Source organism: Geodermatophilus normandii, from assembly GCF_003182485.1.
Classification (GTDB): Bacteria; Actinomycetota; Actinomycetes; order Mycobacteriales; family Geodermatophilaceae; genus Geodermatophilus; species Geodermatophilus normandii.
In genome coordinates this window covers 3,788,705-3,815,003 of sequence record NZ_QGTX01000001.1, presented here as the reverse complement: position 1 = coordinate 3,815,003, position 26,299 = coordinate 3,788,705, and the positions used below count along the sequence as shown (strand labels likewise).

The following is a 26,299-nucleotide window of genomic DNA, read 5'->3' as shown; positions in this document are numbered from 1 at the left end:
CGTGTTCACCGGCATCGTCGAGGAGGTCGGCGCGCTCGCCGCACGCGAGGACTCGGCCGACGCGGCCGTGCTGCGCATCCGCGCCCGCCGCGTCCTCGAGGACGTCTCGCTCGGCGACTCGATCTCGGTCAACGGCGTGTGCCTCACCGTCACCGGCGTCGAGCCCGACGGCGACGGCACCGCGGTGTGGTCCACCGACGTCATGGCCGAGACGCTGCGCCGCAGCAGCCTCGGCGCCCTCGCCGGCGGCGACCCGGTCAACCTCGAGCGCGCCGTCGCCGCCGGTGGCCGTCTCGGCGGGCACGTCGTGCAGGGCCACGTCGACGGCGTCGGCACGGTCGTGAGCCGCACGCCGAGCGAGCACTGGGACGTCGTCCGCGTCGCCCTGCCGCCGCAGCTCGCGCGCTACGTCGTCGAGAAGGGCTCCATCACCGTCGACGGCGTCTCGCTCACGGTCAGCGCGCTGAGCGCCGTCGACGACCCCGCGCCCTGGTTCGAGGTCAGTCTCATCCCCGCCACCCTCCGCGAGACCACGCTGGGCCGCCGCGCCCCGGGGGACCCGGTCAACCTGGAGGTCGACGTGATCGCCAAGTACGTGGAACGCCTGCTGGGAGCACGCGCATGAGCGGCACCGTCCGCCTGGACTCCGTCGAGACCGCCATCGCGGCGGTCAAGGACGGCCGCCCCGTCGTCGTCATCGACGACGAGGACCGCGAGAACGAGGGCGACCTGATCTTCGCCTCCGAGCTCGCGACGCCGGAGCTCGTGGCCTTCATGGTCCGCTACACCTCGGGCTACATCTGCGTCTCGGTCACCGAGGCCGACGCCGACCGGCTGGACCTGCCGCCGATGTTCCGGGTCAACCAGGACCGCCGCGGCACCGCCTACACGGTCACCGTCGACGCCCGCGAGGGCGTGACCACCGGCATCTCGGCCCACGACCGGGCGCACACCATCCGGCTGCTGGCCGGTGCCGACACCACCTCGGCCGACCTCGCCCGCCCCGGCCACATCGTGCCGCTGCGCGCCAAGGACGGCGGCGTGCTGCGCCGGCCCGGGCACACCGAGGCCGCCGTCGACCTCGCCGTCCTCGCCGGCCTGCGGCCCTCGGGCACGCTGTGCGAGCTGGTCAGCGAGAAGGACCCGACGGGCATGGCGCGCGCCGAGGAGCTCCGCGTCTTCGCCGACGAGCACGACCTCTGCCTGATCTCGATCGCCGACCTCATCGCCTACCGCAAGCGCTTCGACAAGCTGGTCGAGCGGGTGGCCGAGGCCACCGTGCCGCTGGCCCCGGGCACGTTCACCGCGGTCGGCTACCGCAGCTCCTACGACGAGCGCGAGCACGTCGCCTTCGTCTACGGCGACATCGGCGACGGCGAGGACGTGCTCGTGCGCGTGCACTCCGAGTGCCTCACCGGCGACGTCTTCGGCTCGCTGCGCTGCGACTGCGGCCCGCAGCTGCAGGCCGCGCTGGCCGCCGTCGCGCACGAGGGCCGCGGCATCGTGCTCTACATCCGCGGGCACGAGGGCCGGGGGATCGGCCTGCTGCACAAGCTGCAGGCCTACCAGCTGCAGGACGCCGGCGTGGACACCGTCGACGCCAACCTCGACCTCGGCCTGCCCGCCGACGCCCGCGACTACGGCACCGGCGCGCAGATCCTCGTCGACCTCGGCGTGCACACCATGCGGCTGCTGACCAACAACCCGGCCAAGCGCGCGGGCCTGGAGGGCTACGGCCTCAAGGTCACCGGCCGCGTGCCGCTGCCCAGCCACGTGACCGTCGAGAACCTGTCCTACCTGCGCACCAAGCGCGACCGGATGGGCCACCTGCTCGACATCATCGAGCCCGAGACCGAGTCCGGCCCGGCCGACGTCCCCACCGGCGCGCCCGCCACCGTCCCCGGGACCGACGTCCCGCTGCGGCAGCAGGAGCAGCAGCTGTGAGCGGACAGGGGCGTCCGGAGGCCGGGGCGGTCGACGCCGCGGGGCTGTCGCTGGGCATCGTGGCCACCACCTGGCACGCCGAGATCACCGACGCGCTGCTCGCCCGCGCCGTCGAGGCCGCCCGCGCCAGCGGCGTCCCGTCGCCGACCGTCGTGCGCGCGCCGGGCGCGGTGGAGCTGCCGGTGGTCGCGCAGGCGCTGGCCGAGCGGCACGACGCCGTCGTCGCGCTCGGCGTGGTCATCCGCGGCGGCACCCCGCACTTCGAGTACGTCTGCGACGCCGTCACCGCGGGCCTGACCCGGGTGGCGCTCGACGCCGGCAAGCCGGTGGGCAACGGCGTGCTCACCTGCGACACCGAGGAGCAGGCCCGCGACCGCGCCGGGCTGCCCGGCTCGGCCGAGGACAAGGGCTGGGAGGCCGCGGTCGCCGCGCTCGCCACCGCCCTCACCCTCCGCTCGCTGCGCCCCCCGCCGCGGGCCACCGGCTTCCAGGCCACCCCCGCCGTCGGGCAGGGGCTGGCGTGAAGACCTTCGACGCCCTGTTCGCCGAGCTCTCGGCCAAGGTCGCCGCGAACGACCCCGCCTCGGGCACCGTGACCGCCGTCCGCGACGGCGTGCACGCGGCGGGCAAGAAGGTGGTCGAGGAGGCCGCCGAGTCGTGGATGGCCGCCGAGCACGAGGGTCCCGAGCGCACCGCCGAGGAGATCAGCCAGCTCCTCTACCGGGTGCAGGTCCTCATGCTCGCCCGCGGGCTGACCCTCGACGACGTCTACACCCACCTCTGAGCAAGGACACTCGCGCCCCCCACGGCACGCTCCGCGCACCGCGGGCCCCTGCCCGAGGGCCGTTCCATCCGCTTCCGAAGGAGACAGACCGTGCTGCGTGTCGCCGTGCCCAACAAGGGCGTCCTCAGCGAGCCCGCGGCCGAGATGCTCAGCGAGAGCGGCTATCGGCAGCGGCGCAGCACCAAGGACCTCGCGGTGTACGACCCCGACAGCGACACCGAGTTCTTCTACCTGCGTCCCCGTGACATCGCCGTGTACGTCGCCTCCGGCACCCTCGACGTCGGCATCACCGGCCGCGACATGCTGCTGGAGACCGCGCCGGCCGACGGCGAGGGCCCGCACGCCACCGAGGTCATGCCGCTGGGGTTCGGCCGCTCGTCCTTCCGGTTCGCCAGCCCCGTGGAGTCCGTCATCGACTCGGTCGGGCAGCTGGCCGGCAGGCGGATCGCGACCGCCTACCCGGTGCTGCTGCAGCGGTACCTCGAGGAGTCCGGCATCAAGGCCGGCGTGGTCAGGCTCGACGGCGCGGTGGAGACCGCCTGCCGGCTCGGGGTGGCCGACGCGGTGTGCGACGTCGTCGAGACCGGGACGACGCTGCGCGCGGCGGGGCTGCGGATCATCGGCGAGCCCGTGCTCACCAGCGAGGCCGTGCTCGTCCGCCGCGAGGGCGCCGAGGAGATCCCCGCCGTGGCCCAGCTCCGGCGCCGGCTGCGCGGGGTCCTCGTGGCCCGGCAGTACGTGATGCTCGACTACGACTGCCCCAACGAGCTGCTGGCGCGGGCCACCGCGCTGACCCCCGGCCTCGAGGGCCCGACGGTCAGCCCGCTGCAGACCGAGGGCTGGTCGGCGGTGCGGGCGATGGTGCGCCAGAGCGACACCAACCGGGTCATGGACGAGCTCTGGGAGCTCGGCGCCCGCGCCATCCTCGTCACGAGCATCCACGCCTGCCGCATCTGAGGACCCCCGCCGTCCTCCGTGCGGCAGGGCCGTCCCGGCACGTCACCACGACCACACGGCGGCGGCCCCCTCCCCGGGTGGGGAGGGGGCCGCCGCCGTGTGCTCGTGCGGTCAGCGCCGCGTGGTGCGGTCCACCAGGTCGATCGCGGTGCACAGGCCCAGCGCCATCGCCCGGCCGCTGGTGGAGCCGGTCGCCAGCAGGCCCTCGATCGCCGGGCCGAGCGGACGCTCGCCGACCAGGCCCTGCAGCACCGCGGCGTACTCGCCGCTGACCCGGCCGGCCGCGGCGTGCCGCAGCAGCGCCCGGGACAGCTCGGTGGTGCGGCCGGCGGCCAGCGAGTAGACGCCGGCGGCGAAGCGCTCGGCGGCCGGGTGCCGCAGCAGCACCAGCCCGGCCATCGTGCCGGCCATGACGTCGTCACCGGCCGGGGTGAGGCCGGGGCCCAGGCCGATCAGCCGGGCGGCGGTGCGCAGCGCGGCGTCGAGGTCGGCCCGGCGGACGGCACCGCGGAGCGCGGCCAGCGGGCCACCGGGCCGGCCGGCAGGCCGGGGAGGGTGAACGCGCTGTGCGGGACGCCCTCGCCGTAGAGGGTGGTGCGCAGCTGGCGCACGCCCTCGGGCAGCAGGGCCGGGTGCGGGCTGGGCAGCCGCGGCTGCGGGTCCCACCAGGCCGCGGCCCGCACGACCAGGTCGCCGACGACGATCCGGCCGCCGCCGACCTCCGCGGGCGCGCCGCTGGGCAGCGCGACGAGGGGGCGGCCGTTGCTCGGCCGGAAGAGGACGCAGCCCAGCGGCAGCCGGGCGGCGTCGCTGGTCAGCACCCCGACGACGTCGCTCCCGCGCTCGGTGGACACCTGCAGGTAGACGGCGGCCGGGCCGCTCATGAGGACCCGGGCCGGGCGGACCGGTCCGCGCAGCAGGTCGGCGACCCCGGTGCTGGCCGAGGAGGGGACGGCGGACGCCGCGCGCGCCGGCGAGGCCGTCCGCACCGTCTCCTGCGCCGAGGCGCGCGGCAGCGGGATCGTCGGGACGCCGGCGCGGGCGGCGCGGCCCGGGGCGCCGGTGGTGGGAGCGGTGGTCGTGTGGTCGATGGTGCGCATCTGCTCAGCCCTTCCCCGTAGGACAGCGGGAGCGACCTTCCACTCGGCTCCAGCCGAGCCGTACCGCCCTCCGGAGGGGGCGACGCACCGCGTGCGGTGAGCGCCTACCATCCAGCGGACGGGCCGACTGGCTCGAAGCTAGGCGGCGCGTCGCACGTCCTCGTATGGCGAATGTGGCCAAGAATGGGTGTGCCCGTCCAGGCACACCTGCCAGGTGGCTGCAACCCGAGATGGACATGGGGCGACGAGGAGGGCGAGTCGTGACCTACAGTGAGGCCTCGATGACCTCTGGCTCCTATCCCACCGCGCCGCTCCAGTTGCCACAGGGATGGCAGGACCATGCCCGCTCGGCCCCGGCCCGGGACGACCGCGCCGAGTGGCGTGACCGGGTCGGCCTGCGGGTGGAGGAGGCCCTGCGGCTGCCCCGCCTCGCGGGCTCCGAGGTGGTCGCCGGCCGGTCGGGCGCGGACCGCACCGTGCGGCACATGGTCGTCGACGACCCGTCGGCCCCCCTCCGGAGCGCGGGGCCCGAGGTCCTCGTCGTCCTCGGGGCCCGGCTGCCCCGGCCGACCCCGCCGCGTGCCGGGCGCTGGTGGAGCGCCTGGTGCAGGCCGGCGCCGCCGCGCTCGCCTTCCGTCGCGGCGAGGGCCCGCCGCCGGTGCCCGCGGAGGTCCTGGCCGAGGCCGACCGCCACGGCTTCCCCGTGGTCGCGCTGCCGGCCGCCGTCCGCATGGACGAGGCGGTCTCCGAGGTCCTCGGGGCCGTCGTGCGCAAGCAGAGCGAGGCGCTCGCCCTCTCCGCCCGCATGCACGACCAGTTCATCGACGTCGCGCTCAGCGGCGGGGGGCTGGCCGAGGTCACCGAGCAGCTGGCCACCTTCCTCGAGGGCGCCGCCGTCCTCGGGCTGGGCTCCGACCGCGAGATCACCACCAGCGCCGGCCCGGCCGACGACGTCGCCGAGATCAGCGACTGGCTCTGGCTGCTCGACGCCGAGGCCGAGGACGAGCTGGCGATGATGGCGCCGTCGAGCCGGCTCTCGGGCGTGCGCGCCGACCAGACGGTCGTCACCCCGGCCGACGTCCTGGCCGACGCCGACCTCTCGCCGGCCGACGGCATCCTGCTCGTCCCCGGGCACCACGAGCTGCCCGGCGGGGTGGGGGAGTACGCGGTCGCGCCGATCATGGCCGGCGATCAGCGGCACGGCTGGCTGGTCGCCGTCCACCGCACCGGGCAGATGGTGGTGGGCGCCGGCGGTGTCCTCGAGCGGGCCGCCGTCGTCTCGGCGCTGTCGGTCATCCGCCAGCAGGCGGTGCACTCCGTCGAGCTGCGCTTCCAGGGCGACCTGGTGCGCCGGCTGGTCGGCGGGTCGCTGCGGCACACCGAGCGCGCGCTGGCCCAGACCCGCTCCTTCGGCTGGCGGCTCGACGGCCCCGTCGTCGTGCTGGTGACCGCCACCGAGACCGCCGCCGACCCCCAGGCCGACCCGACCCGCGCCCTCGACGTCCTCGACCGGCTGGCCGACGGCTGGCGGGCGGCCCTGGAGACCGAGGTGAGCGGCGCGGCCGTCGCGGGGCTGTCCACCGAGATCGTCACCGTGCTGCCGCTGGACGGGCGGACGCCGGAGGAGATCACCTCGCTGGTCACCGCGGTCACCTCGCGGGTCAACGCCCGGGTGCGCCGCGTCGGCCGCGTGCTGGGCACCGGCATCGGCCGCCCCGCCGAGTCGATCTCGGCGCTGGGGGAGGCCCATCAGCAGGCGCAGCGGGCGCTGGGCGTCGGCCAGGAGATCCACGGGACGGCCGCCGTCACCCACTTCGACCAGCTGGGGGTGTTCCGGCTGCTCTCGCTCATCCCCGACAGCACGGAGCTGCGCTCCTACGTCGACGAGGTGCTCGGGTCGCTGGCCGACGCCGCCGACCCCGACTCCGCCGACCTGCGCGAGACGCTGCGGGTGCTGCTGGAGACCAACCTCAACGTCGCGGAGTCCGCCCGCCGGCTGCACTTCCACTACAACACGATGCGCTACCGCATCGGCAAGCTCGAGCGGCTGCTCGGGCCCTTCACCACCGACCCGACGCTCCGGCTGAACCTGCTGCTCGCGCTGCACGCCGCCCGCATGCGGGGACTGGACCAGCCGCACCGCCCGCCGGTCGACTCGGGGCTGCTGCCGCCCGACGACGGGTACGACGCGCTCGTCTAGGAGCCGGTGAGCTCGCGGCTGGCCTCCCAGAGCTCGCGGGCGCGGGCCGGGTCGCGGCTGTCCGGCGACGACGGCACCTCGACGCCGCGCTCGAGGTAGCGCCCGCTCGTGCCGGGCGGACCGGTCACCGCGGCGGCGAGCACGTCGGCCGCCTGCCCGACGCCCGACGCGAACGGCAACCGGGCCAGCAGCGGCGCCAGCCCGGTGTAGACCGCGCGGGCCGGGGCGGGGTAGCCGCGGTGCAGCCCGGTGCCGGGCACCAGGCCGGGGTCGACGACGGCGACGTCGACCTCTGGGTGCCGGCGGGCGAGCTCGGTGGCGAAGAGGACGTTGGCCAGCTTGGACGTCGCGTAGGCGCGCTGCCCGGACTCCCGGCGCGGGCGGGCCAGCTCGCGCGGGTCGGCCCAGCGCGGCGCCGGGAACGGGCCGGACTTCCGCCACGTGCCCCAGTGCGTGCCGCTGCTGACCACGACCACCCGTGCTCCCGGCGCCAGGTGCGGCAGGAGCTCGACGGTGAGCAGGAAGTGGGCGAGGTGGTTGACCGCGAAGGTCAGCTCGTAGCCGTCGGCGCTCGCCCGGTCGGCGACGGGCAGCTGGACGCCGGCATTGAGCACCAGCGCGTCGAGGCGACCCCGGGCGGCGATGCGGGCGGCGGCGTCCCGGACGCCGTCGAGGGAGGCCAGGTCGAGCGCGACGACGTCAGCCGTGGGGCCCAGCCCGGCGGCCACCTGCGCGCCGCGGCCGGGGTCGCGGGCGCCGAGGAGCACCGACCACCCGCCGGTCGCTGCGAGGCGCCCGGCGGCGGCGCGCCCGAGCCCCGACGTCGCCCCGGTGACCAGCACCGTCCGCCTGCCGTCCATCGCGTCTCCCGCGTCCTCGCACGTGGCTTCCGGGACGTCGTCCCGATGTGGGACTCTGTGCCAGATCGGGACGACGTGTCAACTGGAGGACGGGTGGAGGAGACCGCCGCGCAGCGGCGCCGCCGCCGGCTGCGGGCCGAGGTGACCCGCCGCGCCGTCGCGCTGTTCGCCGAGCAGGGCTATGCGGCCACGAGCACCGAGCAGGTCGCGGCGGCCGCCGACGTCTCGCGCAGCACGCTCTTCCGGCTGTTCGCCGACAAGGAGGACCTGCTCTTCGGCCTCGAGGACGGCCTGCTCGCCGCCGCCTCCGCCGCCGTGGCCGGGGCGCCGGCCGGCCTGCCGCCCTGGGCGGCGGTGCGCTCGGCCGCCGCCGCCGTCGCCGGGCAGGTCGCCCCGCTGCGGGACCTGTTGCTCACCCGCGAGCGGGTGGTGGCCGGCGTGCCCGCCCTGCAGTCGCGGGCGGCGGCCAAGCTGCGCCGCTGGGAGGCCGCGCTCGCCGACGGGCTGGTCACCGGGCGCGGGGTCCCGGCGCAGGACGCGCAGCTGCTCGCCAAGCTCGTCGTCGCGTGCTTCGAGGTCGCCCTGGCCGGGTGGCTGGCGGGGGAGCCCGGCGACCTGCCGGACCTGCTGACGGCGGCGATGGACCGGCTGCCGGGACTGCTGCACCCGTGACCCGGTCGGGTGGCCCGGCAGGGACCCGCCGGGCGCTCGCGGATGGTGGGGGGCGGGGGGCCTCACCCTGCGGAACGGAGGCGTTCCGGGGCACGATCGCGGCGTGACCGCACCGGTGGACGAGCTCGTCGCCCGCATGCAGGAGCTGCTCGACGCCGTGACCGCCGCCGGCGACCCGGCCCGCCACTTCCTGGGCACCTACCTGCGGACCACGCAGGCCGTGAACGCGGCCATCGACGCCGGCCGGTTCGAGGACCCGGACTGGGTGACCGCCTGGGACGTCGACTTCGCCGGCCTCTACCTCGACGCCCTCGACGCCCACCGCCGCGATCCGGCCACCCCGCCGGCGCCGTGGCGCGCCGCGTTCCGCACCGACCCGGCCGCTCGGCCCGAGGCGCACGTGCTGCTCGGCATGAACGCGCACATCAACTACGACCTGCCGCTGTCGCTGGTGCGGGTGATCGGCGTGGCCGACTTCGCCGACCCGCCGCTGCTGGACTCCCGCCGCCGCGACCACGAGGCGATCGACGAGGTGCTGGCCGCCCGGGTGCCGGCCGAGGACCGGGAGCTGCAGGCCGCCGGCAGCCCGCGGACGCCGCTGGACCGGCTCACCGGAGGGCTCAACCGGACGGCGACCCGGGTGCTGCTGCGCGAGTCGCGGCGCCGGGTGTGGGCGAACACGACGGTCCTGCACGCCGCCCGCCTGCGCGGGCCGGAGGAGCTCGCCCGCCGCAGGGCGCAGCTCGAGGCGGCCGCCGCGGCCCGGGTGGCCGACCTGCAGCGCGGGGGTCCGGTGCTGCTGCGCCTGGCCGTCCGCGGCTTCGGCGTCCGCCTGCCGCCGGACTGAGCCCGCCGGTCCCGTGCTCGGGGTCCCGTGCTCCGGGGCCCGTGCTGCCGGACGCCGTGCTGCCGGATGCCGTGGGCGGGCGCAGGCTGTCCGGGGTGCCGCACCGGGCGGCCCGGGAGGAGGACCGCATGACCGACGCCGGCCGACCACTGTCCGGGAGGGTCGCCCTGGTCACCGGGGCGTCGTCGGGGATCGGCGAGGCCACCGCCGTCGCGCTGGCGCGGGCCGGGGCCGCGGTGGCCATCGGCGCCCGCCGCGCCGACCGGCTGGCCGCGCTGGCCGGGGAGCTGGAGGGCGGGGGCGCCCGCGTGCTGACCCTCGACCTGGACGTGACCGACGAGGCGTCCTGCCGCGACGCCGTCGCCCGCACGCGCGCCGAGCTCGGCGGCCTCGACGTCCTCGTCAACAACGCCGGGGTGATGCTCCTCGGCACGATCGTCGGCGCCGACGTCGAGGACTGGCGCCGGATGCTGTCGACCAACGTGCTCGGCCTCATGTACCTGACCCACGCCGCGATCGACGGCATGCTCGAGCAGGGCTCCGGCGACGTCGTCAACATCTCCAGCGTCGCGGGACGCACGGCGCGCAAGGGCGCCGGCGTCTACAACGCGAGCAAGTGGGCGGTGAACGCCTTCAGCGAGTCGCTGCGCCAGGAGGTGACGACGAGGGGCGTGCGGATCTCGCTGGTCGAGCCGGGCGCGGTGGCCACCGAGCTCACCGACCACATCACCCAGCCCGACGCGAAGGCCGCCTCCCAGCGCATGTACACCGACATGACGCCGCTGCAGGCCGAGGACGTCGCCCGGGCGATCGTCTACGTCGTCAGCCAGCCCGCGCACGTGGCGGTCAACGAGGTCCTCGTCCGCCCCACCGCCCAGGAGCGGTAGCAGCACGATCAGGTGACCTGATCGTGCTGCTACCTGGCTCACCGCCGACGTCGAGCCAGGACGCGTCGCGGTGAGCCAGGACGACCGGCTAGTCGGAGAAGACCTCGATCGAGGCCCCCATCTCGACGAGTCGCTCGTAGAGGTGCTCGTAGCCGCGGGCGATGATGTCCACGTTGCGCAGCACCGACGTGCCGCGCGAGGCCAGCATCGCCAGCAGGATGCACACGGCCGGGCGCAGCGCCGGCGGGCAGACCACCTCGGCGCTGCGCCAGCGGGTCGGGCCGGTGACCAGCACGCGGTGGGGGTCCATGAGCCGGACGTCGGCGCCCAGGCGGGTCAGGTCCGACAGGTGGATGGCGCGGTTGTCGTAGACCCAGTCGTGGATGAGCGTCGAGCCCGTGGCCGAGGCGGCGATGACCGCGAAGAACGGCAGGTTGTCGATGTTGAGCCCCGGGAACGGCATCGGGTGGATCTTGTCGATCGGGGCCTTGAGCTGCGACGGGTGGATGGTGACGTCGGCCAGCCGGGTGTGGCCGTTGGCGGCGACGTACTCCTCCGACAGGGAGTGGCGCAGCCCCATCTCGGCCAGCACCGCCAGCTCGATCTCCAGGAACTCCACCGGCGCGCGGCGCACGGTCAGCTCGGAGCCGGTGACGATGCCCGCGGTCAGCAGGCTCATCGCCTCGACCGGGTCCTCGCTGATGGTGTAGTCGACGTCGGCGTCGAGCACCGCCCGGCCGGTCACGGTGAGCGTCGTCGTGCCGAGGCCCTCGACGCCGACGCCGAGCAGCTGCAGGTACAGGCACAGGTCCTGGACCATGTAGTTGGAGCTGGCGTTGCGGATGACCGTGGTGCCCTCGGCGCGGGCGGCGGCCAGCAGCGCGTTCTCGGTCACGGTGTCGCCGCGCTCGGTCAGCACGATGGTGCGCCGGTCGTCGGTCCGCCGGTCGACCGTGGCGTGGTACTCGCCGGCGTGCGCCTCGATGTCCAGGCCGAAGGGGCGCAGCGCGATCATGTGCGGCTCCACCGTCCGGGTGCCGAGGTCGCAGCCGCCGGCGTAGGGGAGCCGGAACGAGCCGGCCCGGTGCAGCAGCGGGCCGAGGAACATGATGATGCTGCGGGTGCGGCGGGCGGCGTCGGCGTCGATGCCGGCCAGGTCGAGCTCGTCGGGCACCTGCAGGGTCAGGTCGCGGCCCGCGGCGTCCCAGGTGGCCGAGACGCCGATGGAGCGCAGCACGTCGAGGATCCGGTCCACCTCGACGATGCGGGCCACGTTGCGCAGCGTCGTCCGGCCGCGGTTGAGCAGCGCGGCGCAGAGCAGCGCGACGGCGGCGTTCTTCGACGACTTCACCGTCACGCTGCCGCGCAGCGGCGTGCCGCCGGTGACCCGCAGGTGGGTGGGGCCGGCCGGCCCGACGCTGATCAGCTCGCTCTCCAGCGCCTCGGACAGCCGCCCGAGCAGCTCGAGGGTGAGGTTCTGCCCGCCCTGCTCGATGCGGGCGATCGCGCTCTGGCTGGTGCCCAGCCGTTCGGCGAGCTGCTGCTGCGTCAGCCCGCGGTGCCGCCGGGCGTCGCGGACCAGCAGGCCGATGCGCTCGGTCGCGCTGGTCGTGGGGAGGGGGATGGTCGTGGTCTCGGCCGGGAGCTCGGTCGCCGTCACGGGTCAGGACGGTATCTCGTAGATGAGATACCGCCGGCACGGCACGCCGGTGGAACGGGAGGGACCGGTCCGGCCAGACTGCCCCCATGGACGTCGTGGTCACCGGAGGCAGTGGTCCACTCGGCCGGGTCCTGGTCCCGTCGCTGCAGGCGGCCGGGCACCAGGTGCGGCAGATGTCGCGGCGGGGGGCGGGACCGGGCGGCGTGCGCGGCGACCTGGCCACCGGCCGGGACCTGGCGACGGCGGTCCGCGGTGCCGGGGTGGTCGTGCACGCGGCCAGCGACCCCCGCGGCAACCCGTGGGAGGTCGACGTCGCCGGCACCCGGCGGCTGGTGCAGGCGCTCGACCGCGACCGGCTGCAGCACCTGGTCTACGTCTCGATCGTCGGCGTCGACCGGGTCCCCTGGAACTACTACCGCGCCAAGTACGCCGCCGAGCAGGTGCTGCTGGCCTCCGGGCTGCCGGTGACGCTGGTGCGGATCACCCAGTACCACCACTTCATCGACGAGATGATGACGACCGCCCGGCGCGGGCCGGTGCTGATCGTGCCGATGGGGTGGAGCGCCGCGCCGGTCGACGTCGCGGAGGCGGCGGGGTTCCTCACCGAGGTCGCCGCGGGCCCGGCCACCTCCGGCGTCGTCGAGTTCGGCGGGCCCGAGGACCTCGCCGCGGCCGACCTCGCCCGCACCTGGGCGGCCGCCCGCGAGCCGAACGTGCGCGTGGTGGCCACGCCGCTGCCGGGCAAGCTGTCCGCGGCGTTCCGCGAGGGTGGGGTGCTGCCCGGCCCGCGGGCCGCGCGCGGCCGGCGCACCTACGCCGAGCACCTGCGGGGCTGAGGGCAAGCGGGCTGCCGTTCTCCGCAAGGCGAGCGCCAGGTCCGGAAAGCGCCGGTCCCGGGCCCCGGGGGCGACCTAGGGTCCGTCCGTGCCCCGCCCGATGTCCCCTCCGGTCCTCGCCGCCGTCGTCGTCACCGTCCTCGCCTGGGCCTCGGCCTTCATCGCCATCCGGGCGGTCGGCGCCGACCTGTCGCCCGGCGCCCTGGCGCTCGGCCGGCTGCTGGTCGGGACGGTGGTGCTGGCGCTGCTGTCGCTCGGCCGCGGCTGGGTGGCACCGACCCGGCAGGAGTGGCGGCTGCTGGCGCTGTGCGGGATCGGCTGGTTCGCCGTCTACAACGTGGCGCTCAACGCCGCCGAGCGGCACCTCGACGCCGGGACGACGGCGATGCTGGTGAACGTCGGGCCGATCCTCATCGCCGTCCTGGCCGGGGTGTGGCTGCGCGAGGGCTTCCCGCGCCGGCTGGTGACCGGCCTCGCCGTCGCCTTCGCGGGCGTGCTGCTCATCGGGCTGGCCGGCCGGGGGAGCGGCGGTGACCTGCTCGGTGTGCTGCTGTGCGTGGTCGCCGCCGTCACCTACGCGGTCGGTGTGGTGGCGCAGAAGCCGGTGCTGCGCCGGCTGCCGCCGCTGCAGGTGACCGCGACCGCCTGCGCCATCGGCACGGTGTGCTGCCTGCCGTGGGCGGGGTCGCTCGTGTCGGACCTGGCGAGCGCGCCCGCGGCGTCGGTGCTCGGGATGGTCTACCTCGGCGTCGTGCCGACGGCGCTGGCGTTCAGCACCTGGGCCTACGCGCTGGCGCGCACCGAGGCCGGCCGGCTCGGCGTCACCACCTACCTGGTGCCGCCGCTGGTGGTCCTGCTGTCGTGGCTGCTGCTCGACGAGGTGCCGCCCGCGCTGGCCGTGGTGGGCGGGGTGGTCTGCCTCGCCGGGGTCGCCGTCTCCCGGCGGCGGGATCCGGGCCGGTCTCCGGCGCCCGTCGCGGCGGCTCGGGGGTAGCCGCGGATCCGCGGGGCCGAGGCCCGGGACGGCCGCGACCGGGTCAGCGCTCGCGGCGCCGGCGGGGGCCGGCCCAGGGGTCGTCGGGGTCCAGGTCGTCGTCGTGCAGGTCGTCGTGCAGGTCGTCGTGCAGGTCGTCGTCGTGCAGGTCGGCATCGGTGGCCGCCGGCGCGCTCCTGGCGCGGCGGGCGGCGGCCTCCAGGGCGTCGTCCCGCTCGGCGGCGCGCCGGGCCCGCTCGAGGCGTTCGCGGTCGCGCTCCTGCGCCCTCCGCTGGCGCCGGGTCGGGCGGCCGGTGTCCGGCTCGGCCCGGGTGCGGCTGAGCCACCACAGCGAGGGGCCGGTCAGGGCCAGCGCGATCGGCAGCACGTAGGCCGCCGCCCGCTCGGTGCCGCCCTCGCCGAGGAACTCCACCACGCCGGCGCCGTAGAAGACGGTCATCGCCGTGGCCAACAGGCCCAGCAGCGCCAGCGTGGTGCCCAGCGCCTCCGACCAGGGCCGCACGGCGTAGGCCAGTGCCAGCACCCCGAGCCCGCCGCCGACGAGGTAGAGGACGGCGCCGGTGGTGTGCAGCGTCGGCGAGGTCAGCCGGGGGAAGACGCCGACCAGCAGCACCCCGAGCGCGGCGACCCCGAGCAGCCCCACCGCGGGCCGCGCCGCGCGCCCGCGCAGGACCGGCAGCAGCGCCACCGCGCCCGCGCCGATCAGGCCGGCCTGCACCACGAAGGAGGCGTTCATCAGCGAGTGCCCCGGCCGGACGGCGTCGCCGAGGGCGCTGATGACGTCGGCCGACCGCGAGTACGGCAGGACCGACCGCAGCTGGACGATCGTCTCGACGACGAAGAACTGCAGGGTCAGCAGCCAGGCGACCGCGCCCCAGGGGATCCGCTTGCTCGGCACGCTCCCCATGGTCCCAGCCGGTCAGTGCAGCGAGCCGAGGACGGCGGCGTACTGGGCGGGCGTGAGGTACGAGGGGTTGCTGCCGGCCGGCATCCGCAGCACCTCGGCGTCGCGGGCGACCGGGTCGGCCAGCAGCTCGGCGCGCGGCACCGGCGCGGCCAGGAGGGTGAGCCGGACGGCGACGACCGGGCCGCCGGCGTCCTCGCCGACCTCCCCGGCCAGCTCCCCGAGGGCGTGCACGCCCGGCCGGTCGGGGCCGCTGCGCCACAGCAGGCACGGCGCGCCGGGCCGCATCAGCGCCAGCCGGTAGGAGCGGCGCAGGCACCGGCTGACGGTCGCCGCCTGCCCGGGCCGCCACCCGGGGACGGTCGCCTCCGCCGGCCGCGCGGTCTTGACCACCCAGCAGGCGACGTCGTCGGGCTGGAGGCGGGCCACGGGCCCATCCCAGCAGCCCGGCACGATGGGCGCGTGCCGTCCCCGTCCGACCCCGGGAGCGGGCCGCTGCCCCGCGGCCACCGGGCGGGGGAGGCGGCGCTGCGCCGCGCGTCGCTGGCGGTGTTCCTCGCCGGGCTCGCGGTGTTCGCCGTCCTCTACGCGCCGCAGGCGCTGCTCCCCGAGCTGGCGCGTGCCTTTGCCGTCTCGCCGGCGGCGGCGACGCTGTCGGTCTCCGCGGCGACGGCCGGGCTGGCCCTCGGGCTGCTCGTCCTCGGACCGCTGTCGGACCGCATCGGCCGCACGCGGGTGCTGCGGGTGGCGCTGGCCGGCTCGAGCGGCCTCGCGGTGCTCACGGCGGCCGCGCCGGCGTGGGAGGTGCTCCTCGGGCTGCGCGGCCTGCAGGGGTTCGCGCTGGCCGGGCTGCCCGCCGTCGGCGTGGCCTACCTCCGGGAGGAGCTCGACGCCTCGGTGAGCTCCCGGGCGATCGGGCTGTTCGTGGGCGGGACGGCGATCGGCGGGCTGGCCGGCCGGGTCGTCGCCGGCGCGCTGGCCGACCTCGGCGGCTGGCGGACCGCCCTCGGCGGCATCGCGGCGCTGGCCGTCGGGTGCACGGTCGCCGTCCGGGCGCTGCTTCCGGCCTCCCGCCGCTTCCTGCCGGTGCCGCGGCACACGCCGGTGCTGCGCCGGCTCGCGCGCGGCCTCGGCGACCCGGTGCTGCTCGGGCTCTACGCGCTGGCGGCGCTGCTCATGGGCGGCTTCGTGGCCGTCTACAACGCCGGCACCTTCCGGCTGGAGAGCGAGCCCTACGGCCTGTCGCCCGCGCTGGCCGGGCTGGTCTTCCTCACCTACCTGCTCGGGTCGGTGGCCGCACCGGTGGCCGGGGGCCTGGCCGAGCGGGCCGGTCGGCGGGTGGTCGTCCCGGTGGCCCTGGTGCTCACCGCGGCCGGCCTGGTGCTGACGCTGGCCGCGCCGCTGGCCCTGTTCGTCGCCGGCCTCGCGGTCCTCACGGTCGGGTTCTTCGCCGCGCACGGCGTCGCCAGCGGCTGGGTGGCGGCGCGCGCCGCGCTGGGGGAGCGGCCGGTCGGGCAGGCCGCCTCGCTGTACTCGTTCTGGTACTACGTCGGGTCCTCGGTGGGCGGCACGCTGGCCGGGCGGGCCTGGGCGGCCGCCGGGTGGCCGGGCGCGGTCGCGGTGGCGGGCACCGGCATCGGCGGGGCGCTGCTGCTGGCCCTGCTGCTCGGCCGCAGCACCGGACCCGACCACCGGTAGGGGTGGGCGCCGGGGCGCCCACCCCGCGAGCGGTCAGTCGGTGGCGGCGTGGAACTCCGCGCCGGCCGGGTCGGCGTCGTCGGAGCCGACGGCCTGCCGCTCCTGCTCGGTGCGGTGCTGCAGCGCGTCGTCGTTGGGCCGCGGGTCGGTCTTGCCGTGCTCCTGGCGGTCGCGCGGCGCCGACTCCTCGGTGTCCATGACGTCGTCGAGGGTGGGGCGGTCGGGTGGGGTGGTCATCGCGGTACCTCCGCTGCGTCGTCGTCGATCGGTCTCGACGGGAGGCCATAGCCGCCGGGCGGACGGGGAAACACCTCAGCGCTGTCGGAGGGACCCCGCCGGCAGCCACGCCTCGACGAGCACCGCGCCGTGCGGGCCGGGGACGGCGTAGGCCACCCGGCCCTGCCAGCCGCCGGAGTGCTGGCGCCACTCCACGAGCAGCCCGGGGACGGTGCCGTCGGCGCCCGGCGGGGCGTGCACCCAGCAGTGGCGGCCCGCACCGGCCGCGCGCGGAGCAGGCGGCGGCGCGTCCGGTGGGGCCGGAGGCGCGACGCCGGAGTCGGCGGCGCGCTCACCCAGCGACGGCCGCGACCTGTCCCCGCGCATCCCGCCGGCCACCCGTGCAGTCTCGCACGGCGGTCGAACACCCGTTCGAGACCGGGGCGCCGGAGGCCGGGTCCTCGAGTCGGCGGGTCGACACGGTGACACGCCGTCGCGGCCGTGATCCGGGTCACATCCCGTGCGGGCGGTCACTCCGCCGTCACGTCCCGTTGTTGGTGTGTGCACGGAGCGTCCTTAGCCTCGCTCACGTCCCCGCACCTGCCCGAAGGGTCCTCCGTGCTCTCATCACCCGGTTCCCGGCGCCTGCTCGCGCGCCGCGCCGTACTCGGCGCGACCGCCGTGTCGGCCGCCGTCGTGGGCCTCCCGGCGACCGCCTCCGCCGCTGCGCCCACCACGCCCTTCATCTCCGAGATCCACTACGACAACGACGGTGGCGACGCCGGTGAGTTCGTCGAGGTCCAGATCCCGGCCGGTACCAGCTCGGCCGGCCTGTCGGTGGTCCTCTACAACGGCAACGACCGCTCCACCTACGACACGGACGCCCTGCCGGTGGTGACGGCACCGGCCGATGCACCTGCCGTGGCCGTGGTCGACTACCCGGCCAACGGGATCCAGAACGGCGCCCCGGACGGCATCGCCCTGGTGCGCGGCACCGAGCTCCTCGAGTTCCTCTCGTACGAGGGGTCCTTCACGGCCGCCAACGGTCCGGCCTCCGGCCTGACGAGCACCGACATCGGCCGGTCCGAGGTGGGGACCGAGCCGGCCGGGCAATCGCTGTCGCGGACGTTCGACACCGCCGGCGCATCCGTGTGGAGCGGGCCGGCGGCTGCGACCAAGGGCGCGGTCAACCCAGGTGGCGGCACCACGGAGCCGGAGCCGTTCGCGGTCTGCGACGTCACGCCGACGCACGAGATCGGCGCCGTCCAGGGCGCCGCGGCGACCACCCGCCTCGAGGGGCAGCGGGTGACCGTCCGTGGCGTGGTCGTCGGCGACGTGCCGGGCCTGTCCGGCTTCTACCTGCAGGACCCCGACGGTGACGGCGACGCCGCCACGTCCGACGGCGTCTTCGTCTTCAGCCCGGTCGCGGTCGACCTCGGCGACACCGTCGCCGTCACCGGCCAGGCGCAGGAGTTCGGCGGCCAGACGCAGATCAGCGCACGTTCCGGCGCCGCCGTCTGTGCCGACGGCACCGCCGCTGACCTGCCGGCGGCCGCCCCGCTCGACCTGCCCGCCGACGACGCCGCCCGCGAGCGGCTCGAGGGCATGCGCGTCGCGCCCGCCGACACGCTCACCGTCAGCGAGGTCTTCGACCTCACGAGCTTCGGCGAGCTCGTCCTGTCCGAGGGCGGCGTGCTGGTGCAGCCGACCGAGCTGGCCCGCCCCGGCACCGCCGAGGCGGCCGAGGTGGCGACGGACAACGCGCTCCGCCGCATCACCCTCGACGACGGCGTCAGCGCCAGGGTGACGGTCACGACCCGGCCGTACCTGTCGCCGACCACGCCGGTCCGCGTCGGTGACGAGGTCGAGTTCACCGAGCCGCTCGTCCTCGGGTACGGCTTCGACGCCTGGCGGCTGCAGCCGGCCGACGGCACCGCCAACGGTGTCTTCGCCGGTCAGGACACCCGCACGACCGAGCCCGAGGACGTCGGCGGTGACGTGCAGCTGGCCACGTTCAACGTGCTGAACTACTTCCTGACCTGGACCGGCTCGGACGCCCGCGGCGCCACGAGCCAGGCCCAGTTCGAGCGGCAGGCCGCCAAGGAGGTCGCCGCGATCACCGAGCTCGACGCCGACGTGGTCACCCTGCTGGAGATCGAGGACACCGACTCCACCGGCCGCGACCCCGGCAACGCCGACCTGGCGCTCGCCGACCTGGTGAACCGCCTGAACACCGCCGCGGGCGGGCAGGTGTGGAGCTACGTGCCGATGCCGGACGAGCTCTACGCCGTCGACCGGGACGTGATCCGCAACGGGATCATCTACCGCAGCGACGTCGTCCAGCCGGTCGGCGACCCGGTCGGGCTGGTCGACGAGACGGTCTGGTCCAACGCCCGCGAGCCGCAGGCGCAGACGTTCGTCAAGGACGGGGACGCCTTCACGGTGGTGGCCAACCACCTCAAGTCGAAGAGCACGGGTGCCGCCACGGGCGACAACGTCGACACCGGCGACGGCCAGGGGCAGTGGAACGGCGACCGCGTGCGCCAGGCGGAGTCACTGGCGGAGTTCGCCGCCGGGCTGGTGCAGAGCACCGGCGACGACGACGTGATCCTCATGGGCGACTTCAACGCCTACAGCCAGGAGGACCCGATCGAGGCGCTCCGCGGGGCCGGCTACACCGACCTCGGCGAGGAGTTCGACGAGGGCCGGTACAGCTACGTGTTCGACAACCTGTCGGGCTCGCTGGACCACGCGCTGGCCACGGCGGAGCTGACGGCCAAGGTCACCGACGTCGCGCACTGGAACATCAACTCGGTGGAGTCGTTCGCCTACCAGTACACCGGCGACCCGGCCCTGTACGCGCCGGACCCGTACCGGTCCAGCGACCACGACCCGCTGCTGGTCGGGATCGACCTGGAGGAGCGCTGCAACGGCCTCGTCCCGACGATCACCGGCACCCCGGGCGACGACACGGTCAGCGGCACCACCGGCGTCGACGTGGTCATGGGTCTCGGTGGCGACGACACGATCAGCGGCGGCAACGCCGACGACGTGGTCTGCGGTGGCGCCGGGAACGACACCCTGAGCGGTGGGAACGGCGACGACCGGCTGCTCGGCGGCTTCGGCGACGACGTCCTCGGCGGCGGCAACGGCGACGACACCCTCGTCGGCGGCCCCGGCACCGACCGCCTGGACCAGGGACGCGGCACCGGCAGCGGCGAGCAGGACGGCCGCGAGTCCTGACCGGCAGCTGACCACGAGTCCGGCGCGGCACCCCGAGGTGTGCCGCGCCGGACTCGTCCCGGGGGCCGGGTCAGTCGGCGCGGGCCTCCCCGCCGGCCTGCTCGCCGATCGCGTCCTCCTCCGGGTCGGTCGTCGCCGCGACCCCCTCGGCGAGGGTCCGCGCGACCTCCTGCAGCAGCGGGTGTGACGGCAGGTCCTCGACGGCCACCGGCAGGGGCAGCGACCAGTTGGGCCGGTCGGTGGTGCCGGGCATGTTCGGCCGGCGCCGCTCGGCCAGCGCGTCGTCGAGGGTGGCCGACAGCAGCAGCGAGGGCGCCCGGGCGAGCAGCTCGTGCGCCCGCTTGACCGCCGTCTCCGGCCGCGCGTTCCTCCGCAGCCCCGGCAGCCGCTCCAGCAGCGTCGAGCGGCCCCGCTCGAGCTCCTCGTCGGTGCCGGTCCCGTGCTCGCGCTGCTCCTCGAGGTCGGCGCCGCTCCACAGCCCCGCGACCGTCGGCAGGTCGTGGGTGGTGATGGCGGCCATCGCCTCCTCGGGCCACTCGGCGGGGTCGTCGTCCTCGAACCAGAGCAGGCGGTAGGACAGCACGCCGTGCTCGGCCATGGCCTCCCGGACGCCGTCCTCCACCGTGCCGAGGTCCTCCCCGACGACGACGGCCTGCGCGCGGTGGCTCTCCAGCGCGACGATGTCCAACAGGTCCTCGGCCGGGTAGCGGACGTAGGCGCCGTCGGCGGCGCTGCCCCCGGAGGGCACCCACCACAGCCGGAACAGGCCCATCACGTGGTCGATGCGCAGTCCGCCCGCACCGGCCATCGTGGCGCGGATCGACTCGACGAACGGCTCGTAGTCCCACTCCTGCAGCCGCCAGGGCACCAGCGGCGGGGAGCCCCAGTCCTGACCCTGGGCGTTGAACTCGTCCGGCGGCGCGCCCACCGTCGCGCCCTGCGCCAGCACGCCCTGCCAGGTCCACGCGTCGGCGCCGCCGCCGGCCACGCCGATCGGCAGGTCCTGGATCACGGTCATGCCCTCGGTGGCGCGGTCGAGCTGCAGCGACAGGCACCACTGCAGCCAGGCGTGGAAGGCGACCTCGCGCTCGTGCTCGGCGACGAACGAGCCCACGGCGGCGCTGCGCGGGTCGCGCAGCTCCTCGGGCCAGGTGTGCCAGTCGGGGCCGTGGACGTCGGCCAGCGCGCACCAGGTGGCCCAGTCCTGCAGCTTCTGCCCCTGGTGCCACCACCAGTCGGGGAACGCGGGGTCGTCGCGGCCCGCGGCGTCGAAGACCCGGCGCAGCACCTCCCGCTTGCGCGCCCAGACCGCGTCGCGGTCGATGAGCTCGCCGTCGGACAGCGCCCGGCCGGCGTCGCCGTCGAGGTCGACCCGGTCGGCGCCGGGCACCTCCTCGACCCGCAGGTAGACCGGGTTGCGGAAGCGGCGGGTGGCCGGGAGGTAGGGACTCGCCTCCTGCTGCGGCGTCGGCGCGACGGCGTGCAGCGGGTTGATGAGCACGAAGCCGGCGCCCTGGCCGGCGGCCATCTCGCGGACGGCGCGCAGGTCGGCGAGGTCACCGATGCCCCAGCTGCCGCGGCTGCGCGTGGCGTAGAGCTGCACCGCCCAGCCCCAGGCGCGGTCCTCGGGCAGCCAGCAGCGGCCGGGGGACACGACGAGCCGGCGCCGCGGTCCGCCGGGCTCCTGCAGCCAGTGGTAGCCGAGGGGGAAGTCGGCCGGCAGCTCGCCGTCGACGTGCCGGGTGGACCCGTCCTCGAGGGTCACCTCCGCCTCGTCGACCTCCAGGACGTCGCCGGGCCGGGCCACGATGGGCGCCCGGTGCTCCAGGTCCTCCGGCGGCTCGCCGATCACCTCCCGCAGGCGCTCGATGGTGGCCTGCGCGACCTCGTGTTCCTCGTCGAGGGCATCGAGCCAGGTGGCGTCGATGCCCCAGCGGTCGGTGCTGCTGGTGCGTGTCACCCCTCGATCCTCACGGTGGTCCGGGGTGATCGCAGCGCAGGAGCGGCGTGGTGCCGGTCTCCGTCGCTCGACCCGCCACCGGCGGGAGGCTGCTGCCGGCGCTCGCCCGGACCTGGTCCGCACGCCGTGCGGACGGGTGGACCACCGCGTGCCGGGCGGCAGACTGACCGCCGTGACCGACCGCTGGCTGCTGGTGCACCCGCCACTGCTCGGGCCCGCCGTCCTCGGGCCCCTGGCCGCGCGGCTGCGGGAGAGCGGTGCGGCGGTCGCCGTCCCGGACCTCCGCGGGCTGGTGCAGGACCCGGCGTCCGCCCTGCCGTCGGCGGCCGGCTGGGACCGGCGGTGGGCGGGCGCCGTCGGCCCGGCCGACGTCGTCGTCGCGTTCTCCGGCGCCGGCATGGTGCTGCCCGCCGTGGCGGCGGCCTGCGCGGCGCGGCGGGCGGTGTGGCTCGACGCCGTCCTGCCGCCGGTGTCCGGGCCCGCGCGGTGGCCGGCGGAGGTCCGCGGGCTGGTCGCGCCGCTGACCGCCGACGACGGCCGGGTGGCCGACTGGACGACGTGGTGGGGTCCCGACGCCATGGCCGGACTGCTGCCCGACGAGCGGGTGCGGGCCGCGGTCCTCGCCGAGGGGCACCGGCTGCCGGCGGGCCTGTGGGCGGAGGACGTGGCCGTGCCCCCGCTGACCGCCGAGCCCCGGTACGTGCACCTCTCGCCGGCCTACGACGCCGACGCGGCAGTGGCCCGGGCGCGGGGCTGGGAGGTCGCGGGCGACGGCCGGGGCGCCCACCTCGACGTCGCCACCGGGCCCGCGCGGGTGGCCGCGCTGCTGGCCTGACCGGTTGCGGCCCCCCGCGGTCCGCCCGGCGCGGCGCCCGCCGCTGCGGTAGGCACGACGGGTGACCGTGATCGGCTTCCACAACTCCCACGAGCAGGTCCACCCGGCCGACCTGCTCACCGCCGTCCACCACGCGGAGGAGGTGGGCTTCACCGCGGCGATGTGCTCCGACCACCTGGAGCCGTGGAACCCCCGCCAGGGGCAGTCGGGGTTCGCGTGGTCGTGGCTCGGCGCCGCGCTGGCCACCACCTCGCTGCCCTTCGGCGTCGTCAACGCGCCCGGGCAGCGCTACCACCCGGTGATCGTGGCGCAGGCGATCGCCACCCTCGGCGCGATGTTCCCCGGCCGGTTCTGGGCGGCGCTGGGCTCCGGCGAGGCGATGAACGAGCACGTCACGGGGCACGTGTGGCCGAACAAGGACATCCGCGACGCCCGGCTGCGGGAGTGCATCGACGTCATCCGCGCGCTGCTGGCCGGCGAGGAGGTCAGCCACGACGGGCTCGTCGTCGTCGACCGGGCGCGGATCTGGACGCTGCCCGAGCAGCAGCCGGCGCTCATCGGCCCCGCCGTCACCGCGCGCACCGCCGCCCGGCACGCCGAGTGGGCCGACGGCCTGGTCACCATCAACCAGCCGCACGACGTGCTGCGCGAGGTGGTCGGCGCCTACCGCGACGCCGGCGGGCAGGGGACGCTCACCATCCAGGTGCACGTCTCCTGGGACCCCGACGAGGACCGCGCGCTGGCGATGGCGCACGACCAGTGGCGCAGCAACGTCTTCCCGCCGCCGCTGTGCTGGGACCTCGACACGACCACCGCCTTCGAGCAGGCCAGCGCCCACGTGCGGCCCGACGACGTCCGCGCCGCCGTCCGGGTGTCCTCCGACCTGGGGCAGCACGCGCAGTGGATCGCCGAGTACGTCGACCTCGGGTTCGACCAGGTCTACCTGCACCACGTGGGCAAGGAGCAGCGGCCCTTCCTCGACGCCTTCGGCGAGCACGTGCTGCCCCGGCTCGGCGTCACCCGTCCCGCGCCCGCGGTGGCGACGCGGCCGCTGCGCCCGGAGCAGGAGCCGCAGCCCGCCCTGCTGAAGTAGCGCCCCGTCTGTCGATCACCGCGTTCCCGCCGTCCGCGGCGGCGTGTCCGCGCGTGTCGGCGGCGACGACCCGGTGATCGACAGGAGGGGCCGTCAATCGGCCCTGCCCCGTCCTGTTGCCCCCGGGACCCCGGGCCGACAGGGTCGCTGGCCATGAAGATCACCGACACGGCCGACGTCTGGTGGAAGACGGCGGTCGTCTACTGCCTCGACGTCGAGACCTACCTGGACTGGAACGGCGACGGCTGCGGTGACCTCGCCGGGCTCGCGCAGCGCATCGACCACCTGGCCGACCTCGGCGTCACCTGCCTGTGGCTGATGCCCTTCTACCCGACCGCCGAGCGCGACGACGGCTACGACATCACCGACTTCTACGGCGTCGACCCGCGGCTGGGCACCCACGGCGACCTGGTCGAGGTCATCCGCACCGCCAACGACCGCGGCATCCGGGTCATCGCCGACCTCGTCGTCAACCACACCTCCGTCCAGCACCCCTGGTTCCAGCGCGCCCGCCAGAGCAGGGACGACCCCTTCCACGACTTCTACGTGTGGCGCGACGACGAGCCGCCGGACACCTCCGACCAGGTGGTCTTCCCCGACCAGGAGAGCTCGACCTGGACGTTCAACGAGCCGACGGGGGAGTGGTACCTGCACCGCTTCTACAAGGAGCAGCCCGACCTCGACGTCACCAACCCGCGGGTCCGTGACGAGGTCGCCAAGATCATGGGTTTCTGGCTGCAGCTGGGGCTGTCGGGCTTCCGCGTCGACGCCGTCCCGTTCTTCCTCGAGACAGAGGGCGGCGCCGACAGCGACCGGTTCCCCGACCCGCACGAGTACCTGCGCGCGCTGCGGTCCTTCCTCGGCCGGCGCTCCGGCAGCGGCGTCCTGCTCGGCGAGGTCAACCTGCCGCACGAGCAGCAGCGCGACTTCTTCGGCGGTGACGACGGCGACGAGCTGACCATGCTCTTCGACTTCGTCGGCATGCAGGCCATGTACCTGTCGCTGGCCCGTGCCGACGCCGGCCCGCTGGTGACGGCGCTGACCGGGCGGCCGTTCGTCGACCCGGACAGCCAGTGGGCGACCTTCGTCCGCAACCACGACGAGCTCACCCTCGACAAGCTCTCCGAGGACGAGCGCCAGGAGGTGTTCGCGGCCTTCGGCCCCGAGGAGCGCATGCAGGTCTACGGCCGCGGCCTGCGGCGGCGGCTGCCGCCGATGCTCGACGGCGACCCGCGACGGGTGCGCATGGTCTACAGCCTGCTGTTCTCGCTGCCGGGCACGCCGGTGCTCTTCTACGGCGAGGAGATCGGGATGGGCGAGGACCTCTCCGCCGAGGGCCGGCTCGCCGTCCGCACCCCCATGCAGTGGACCTCGGGCGTCAACGGCGGCTTCTCGACCGCCGACGCCGACGCGCTGCCCGGCCCGGTGGTCAGCGGCGGCTTCGCGCCGGAGTTCGTCAACGTCGCCGACCAGCGCCGCGACGAGGACTCGATGCTGTCGTTCACCAAGCTGCTCGTCCGCCGCTACCGCGAGTCGCCCGAGCTGGGGTGGGGGTCGTTCCGGGTGCTCGACCAGCCGCACGCGCAGGTCCTGGCGCACGTGTGCGAGTGGGACGACGGCACGCTGCTCGCCGTCCACAACCTCGGACCCGAGCCGTGCACCGTGCCGGTGAACCTGGACGGCTGCGACGCCTCCCACCGGCTGGAGGACCTGCTGGTCACCCGGACGACGGCGATCGGCGAGGACGGCGCGGTCGAGCTCACCCTCGACGGCTACGGGTACCGGTGGCTGCGGGTCGTGTCGGAGGACAGCCGCCGGCTGCCCTGAGTGCGGGCGTGGCCGCACGCGCGGTCACGCCCGGTCGACGGGCGGTGGCCGCGCGCCGCGACGCCCCGGCGGCGGTCGCGCCCGCGGCCGCCGCGCCCGGCTGACCTGCCCGGACCTGTCAGGGGTGCGCCCTAGCGTCGCGGGGGATGACCGAGCCCGCCGTCCCGCGCCCGCCGTCCCGCGCCCGCCGCCCCGCCGCCGCCCGCCGCCGCCCGCCCGCCGCCCCGCCGCCGCCCGCCGCCGCCCGCCCGCCGCCCGCCAACCGCCCCGCCCACCGCCCCGTGACGGTCCCGGGCAGCGGTCCCGGCGGGCCGGCGCGACCGCCCTCGGGGCGGGCCCGGCGTCCCCGGTACCGCCGCCCCTGCCCCCGGCGGCTCCCCGGGCGGGCCGTCCGCGGCCGGCGTCGAGGTCGGCCCGTACGCGACCGGGCCGGTGTCCGGGCGGCCGCCGGCGCCGCCGGTGGTGCGGCCGCGCCGGACCGACCCGCTGACCCGCATGGGCCCGTGGGCGCCGGTCGCCGGTGCGGTCCTGGGCCTCGCCGCCGGGCTGGTCGCCCTGTTCCTCCTGCGGAGCCGGGCCGACGCGTTCGGCGAGGGCCTCGCGCTGGTGTTCCTCGTCGTCGGGCTCACCATGCTCGGCGCGGCGGGGGCGCTGCTGGCCGACGAGGTCCGCCTCGTCCGCCGCGGCGCGCGGGAGGCCGCCGTCCGCCCGGCCTGGGTGGAGGCCACCGCGGGCTGATCAACGGCCTCACCCCGGCCCGGCTGCTGCTCGGGTCGAGCGCC

Annotated in this window: 26 protein-coding genes; 17 read left to right on the top strand and 9 right to left on the bottom strand. The window is 76.0% G+C overall.

All coding sequences use genetic code 11. The features are described from left to right. Position 1 precedes the first annotated feature (1 nt). The 5 genes from JD79_RS18400 to hisG all read left to right on the top strand — a co-directional run bounded on the left by JD79_RS18400 (position 2) and on the right by hisG (position 3,685). Positions 2-625: a riboflavin synthase gene (locus JD79_RS18400; protein ID WP_110006695.1), complete on the top strand. Its 624-nt coding sequence runs from the start codon at positions 2-4 to the stop codon at positions 623-625. Then, positions 622-1,944 (top strand): bifunctional 3,4-dihydroxy-2-butanone-4-phosphate synthase/GTP cyclohydrolase II, encoded by a 1,323-nt coding sequence (locus tag JD79_RS18395; RefSeq protein WP_110006694.1) that lies wholly within the window; start codon positions 622-624, stop codon positions 1,942-1,944. Before JD79_RS18400 ends, JD79_RS18395 begins: the two co-directional genes overlap by 4 nt. After that, positions 1,941-2,468 carry a 6,7-dimethyl-8-ribityllumazine synthase gene (gene ribH / locus JD79_RS18390; protein WP_110006693.1) on the top strand — a complete coding sequence of 176 codons (528 nt, stop codon included), beginning with the start codon at positions 1,941-1,943 and terminating at the stop codon, positions 2,466-2,468. The genes JD79_RS18395 and ribH overlap by 4 nt, the downstream gene beginning before the upstream one ends. Then, on the top strand, positions 2,465-2,728 hold the full coding sequence (locus JD79_RS18385) for a phosphoribosyl-ATP diphosphatase (protein WP_110006692.1): 264 nt from the start codon (positions 2,465-2,467) through the stop codon (positions 2,726-2,728). Before ribH ends, JD79_RS18385 begins: the two co-directional genes overlap by 4 nt. A gap of 90 nt (positions 2,729-2,818) precedes the next feature. After that, positions 2,819-3,685 (top strand): ATP phosphoribosyltransferase, encoded by an 867-nt coding sequence (hisG, locus tag JD79_RS18380; protein WP_110006691.1) that lies wholly within the window; start codon positions 2,819-2,821, stop codon positions 3,683-3,685. A 111-nt stretch (positions 3,686-3,796) separates the two neighbouring features. Here hisG and JD79_RS23975 read toward each other — a convergent pair whose 3' ends face one another. Further along, positions 3,797-4,096 carry an oxamate carbamoyltransferase subunit AllH family protein gene (locus JD79_RS23975; RefSeq protein WP_245900212.1) on the bottom strand — a complete coding sequence of 100 codons (300 nt, stop codon included), beginning with the start codon at positions 4,094-4,096 and terminating at the stop codon, positions 3,797-3,799. Positions 4,097-4,137: 41 nt separating this feature from the next. Next, positions 4,138-4,785, bottom strand: a complete 648-nt coding sequence (locus tag JD79_RS18375; RefSeq protein ID WP_245900211.1) for a hypothetical protein — start codon at positions 4,783-4,785, stop codon at positions 4,138-4,140. 592 nt (positions 4,786-5,377) lie between these two features. Here JD79_RS18375 and JD79_RS18370 point away from each other — a divergent pair. Then, positions 5,378-6,985, top strand: a complete 1,608-nt coding sequence (locus tag JD79_RS18370) for a helix-turn-helix domain-containing protein (RefSeq protein ID WP_245900210.1) — start codon at positions 5,378-5,380, stop codon at positions 6,983-6,985. Here JD79_RS18370 and JD79_RS18365 read toward each other — a convergent pair. Continuing rightward, the gene (locus JD79_RS18365; RefSeq protein ID WP_110006690.1) at positions 6,982-7,845 is read right to left on the bottom strand and encodes an SDR family NAD(P)-dependent oxidoreductase; all 864 of its coding nucleotides are present in this window, start codon (positions 7,843-7,845) and stop codon (positions 6,982-6,984) included. The genes JD79_RS18370 and JD79_RS18365 overlap by 4 nt on opposite strands. Positions 7,846-7,938: 93 nt before the next feature. On the opposite strand from JD79_RS18365, the gene JD79_RS18360 reads away from it, so the two are divergent. From JD79_RS18360 to JD79_RS18350, 3 genes are all read left to right on the top strand, one after another. Further along, positions 7,939-8,517 carry a TetR/AcrR family transcriptional regulator gene (locus JD79_RS18360; RefSeq protein WP_170149265.1) on the top strand — a complete coding sequence of 193 codons (579 nt, stop codon included), beginning with the start codon at positions 7,939-7,941 and terminating at the stop codon, positions 8,515-8,517. Positions 8,518-8,620: 103 nt separating this feature from the next. After that, positions 8,621-9,364, top strand: a complete 744-nt coding sequence (locus JD79_RS18355; protein ID WP_110006688.1) for a DUF5995 family protein — start codon at positions 8,621-8,623, stop codon at positions 9,362-9,364. Positions 9,365-9,492: 128 nt separating this feature from the next. Next, entirely contained in the window at positions 9,493-10,251 is a 759-nt protein-coding gene (locus JD79_RS18350; RefSeq protein ID WP_110007851.1) for an SDR family NAD(P)-dependent oxidoreductase, read from the top strand. An 88-nt stretch (positions 10,252-10,339) separates the two neighbouring features. On the opposite strand, the gene JD79_RS18345 is transcribed toward JD79_RS18350, so the two are convergent. Next, the gene (locus JD79_RS18345; RefSeq protein WP_245900209.1) at positions 10,340-11,911 is read right to left on the bottom strand and encodes a helix-turn-helix domain-containing protein; all 1,572 of its coding nucleotides are present in this window, start codon (positions 11,909-11,911) and stop codon (positions 10,340-10,342) included. A gap of 86 nt (positions 11,912-11,997) precedes the next feature. Between JD79_RS18345 and JD79_RS18340 the strand changes: the two genes are divergently transcribed. Both JD79_RS18340 and JD79_RS18335 read left to right on the top strand, forming a co-directional pair. Continuing rightward, entirely contained in the window at positions 11,998-12,747 is a 750-nt protein-coding gene (locus JD79_RS18340) for an SDR family oxidoreductase (RefSeq protein ID WP_110006687.1), read from the top strand. Between the two features lie 88 nt (positions 12,748-12,835). Then, positions 12,836-13,741, top strand: coding sequence for a DMT family transporter (locus JD79_RS18335; RefSeq protein WP_245900208.1), 906 nt, complete (start codon positions 12,836-12,838; stop codon positions 13,739-13,741). 43 nt (positions 13,742-13,784) lie between these two features. Here JD79_RS18335 and JD79_RS18330 read toward each other — a convergent pair whose 3' ends face one another. Together JD79_RS18330 and JD79_RS18325 are read right to left on the bottom strand one after the other, a co-directional pair. Next, positions 13,785-14,648, bottom strand: coding sequence for a DUF998 domain-containing protein (locus JD79_RS18330; RefSeq protein ID WP_110006685.1), 864 nt, complete (start codon positions 14,646-14,648; stop codon positions 13,785-13,787). Between the two features lie 12 nt (positions 14,649-14,660). Further along, positions 14,661-15,074 carry a hypothetical protein gene (locus JD79_RS18325; protein WP_110006684.1) on the bottom strand — a complete coding sequence of 138 codons (414 nt, stop codon included), beginning with the start codon at positions 15,072-15,074 and terminating at the stop codon, positions 14,661-14,663. Between the two features lie 33 nt (positions 15,075-15,107). Here JD79_RS18325 and JD79_RS18320 point away from each other — a divergent pair, with 33 nt between their 5' ends. Next, entirely contained in the window at positions 15,108-16,343 is a 1,236-nt protein-coding gene (locus tag JD79_RS18320; RefSeq protein WP_245900206.1) for an MFS transporter, read from the top strand. Positions 16,344-16,376: 33 nt separating this feature from the next. Here the strand turns inward: JD79_RS18320 and JD79_RS18315 are convergent, their stop codons facing one another. After that, a complete protein-coding gene (locus JD79_RS18315) occupies positions 16,377-16,580 on the bottom strand; it encodes a hypothetical protein (protein WP_110006683.1) in 204 nt (67 codons plus the stop codon). Positions 16,581-16,655: 75 nt separating this feature from the next. Beyond that, positions 16,656-16,946, bottom strand: a complete 291-nt coding sequence (locus JD79_RS18310) for a hypothetical protein (protein WP_110007848.1) — start codon at positions 16,944-16,946, stop codon at positions 16,656-16,658. A gap of 231 nt (positions 16,947-17,177) precedes the next feature. On the opposite strand from JD79_RS18310, the gene JD79_RS24325 reads away from it, so the two are divergent. After that, a complete protein-coding gene (locus JD79_RS24325) occupies positions 17,178-19,802 on the top strand; it encodes an ExeM/NucH family extracellular endonuclease (protein WP_281270327.1) in 2,625 nt (874 codons plus the stop codon). A 70-nt stretch (positions 19,803-19,872) separates the two neighbouring features. Here JD79_RS24325 and malQ read toward each other — a convergent pair whose 3' ends face one another. Next, the gene (gene malQ / locus JD79_RS18300) at positions 19,873-21,762 is read right to left on the bottom strand and encodes a 4-alpha-glucanotransferase (protein ID WP_110006682.1); all 1,890 of its coding nucleotides are present in this window, start codon (positions 21,760-21,762) and stop codon (positions 19,873-19,875) included. A gap of 172 nt (positions 21,763-21,934) precedes the next feature. Here malQ and JD79_RS18295 point away from each other — a divergent pair, with 172 nt between their 5' ends. From JD79_RS18295 to JD79_RS18280, 4 genes are all read left to right on the top strand, one after another. Further along, positions 21,935-22,597 (top strand): hypothetical protein, encoded by a 663-nt coding sequence (locus JD79_RS18295; RefSeq protein WP_146220487.1) that lies wholly within the window; start codon positions 21,935-21,937, stop codon positions 22,595-22,597. A 61-nt stretch (positions 22,598-22,658) separates the two neighbouring features. Next, on the top strand, positions 22,659-23,690 hold the full coding sequence (locus JD79_RS18290; RefSeq protein ID WP_110006680.1) for a TIGR03885 family FMN-dependent LLM class oxidoreductase: 1,032 nt from the start codon (positions 22,659-22,661) through the stop codon (positions 23,688-23,690). A gap of 153 nt (positions 23,691-23,843) precedes the next feature. Continuing rightward, positions 23,844-25,517 carry an alpha-amylase family protein gene (locus JD79_RS18285; protein WP_110006679.1) on the top strand — a complete coding sequence of 558 codons (1,674 nt, stop codon included), beginning with the start codon at positions 23,844-23,846 and terminating at the stop codon, positions 25,515-25,517. 432 nt (positions 25,518-25,949) lie between these two features. Further along, positions 25,950-26,255: a hypothetical protein gene (locus tag JD79_RS18280; RefSeq protein ID WP_211308046.1), complete on the top strand. Its 306-nt coding sequence runs from the start codon at positions 25,950-25,952 to the stop codon at positions 26,253-26,255. Positions 26,256-26,299 lie beyond the last annotated feature (44 nt).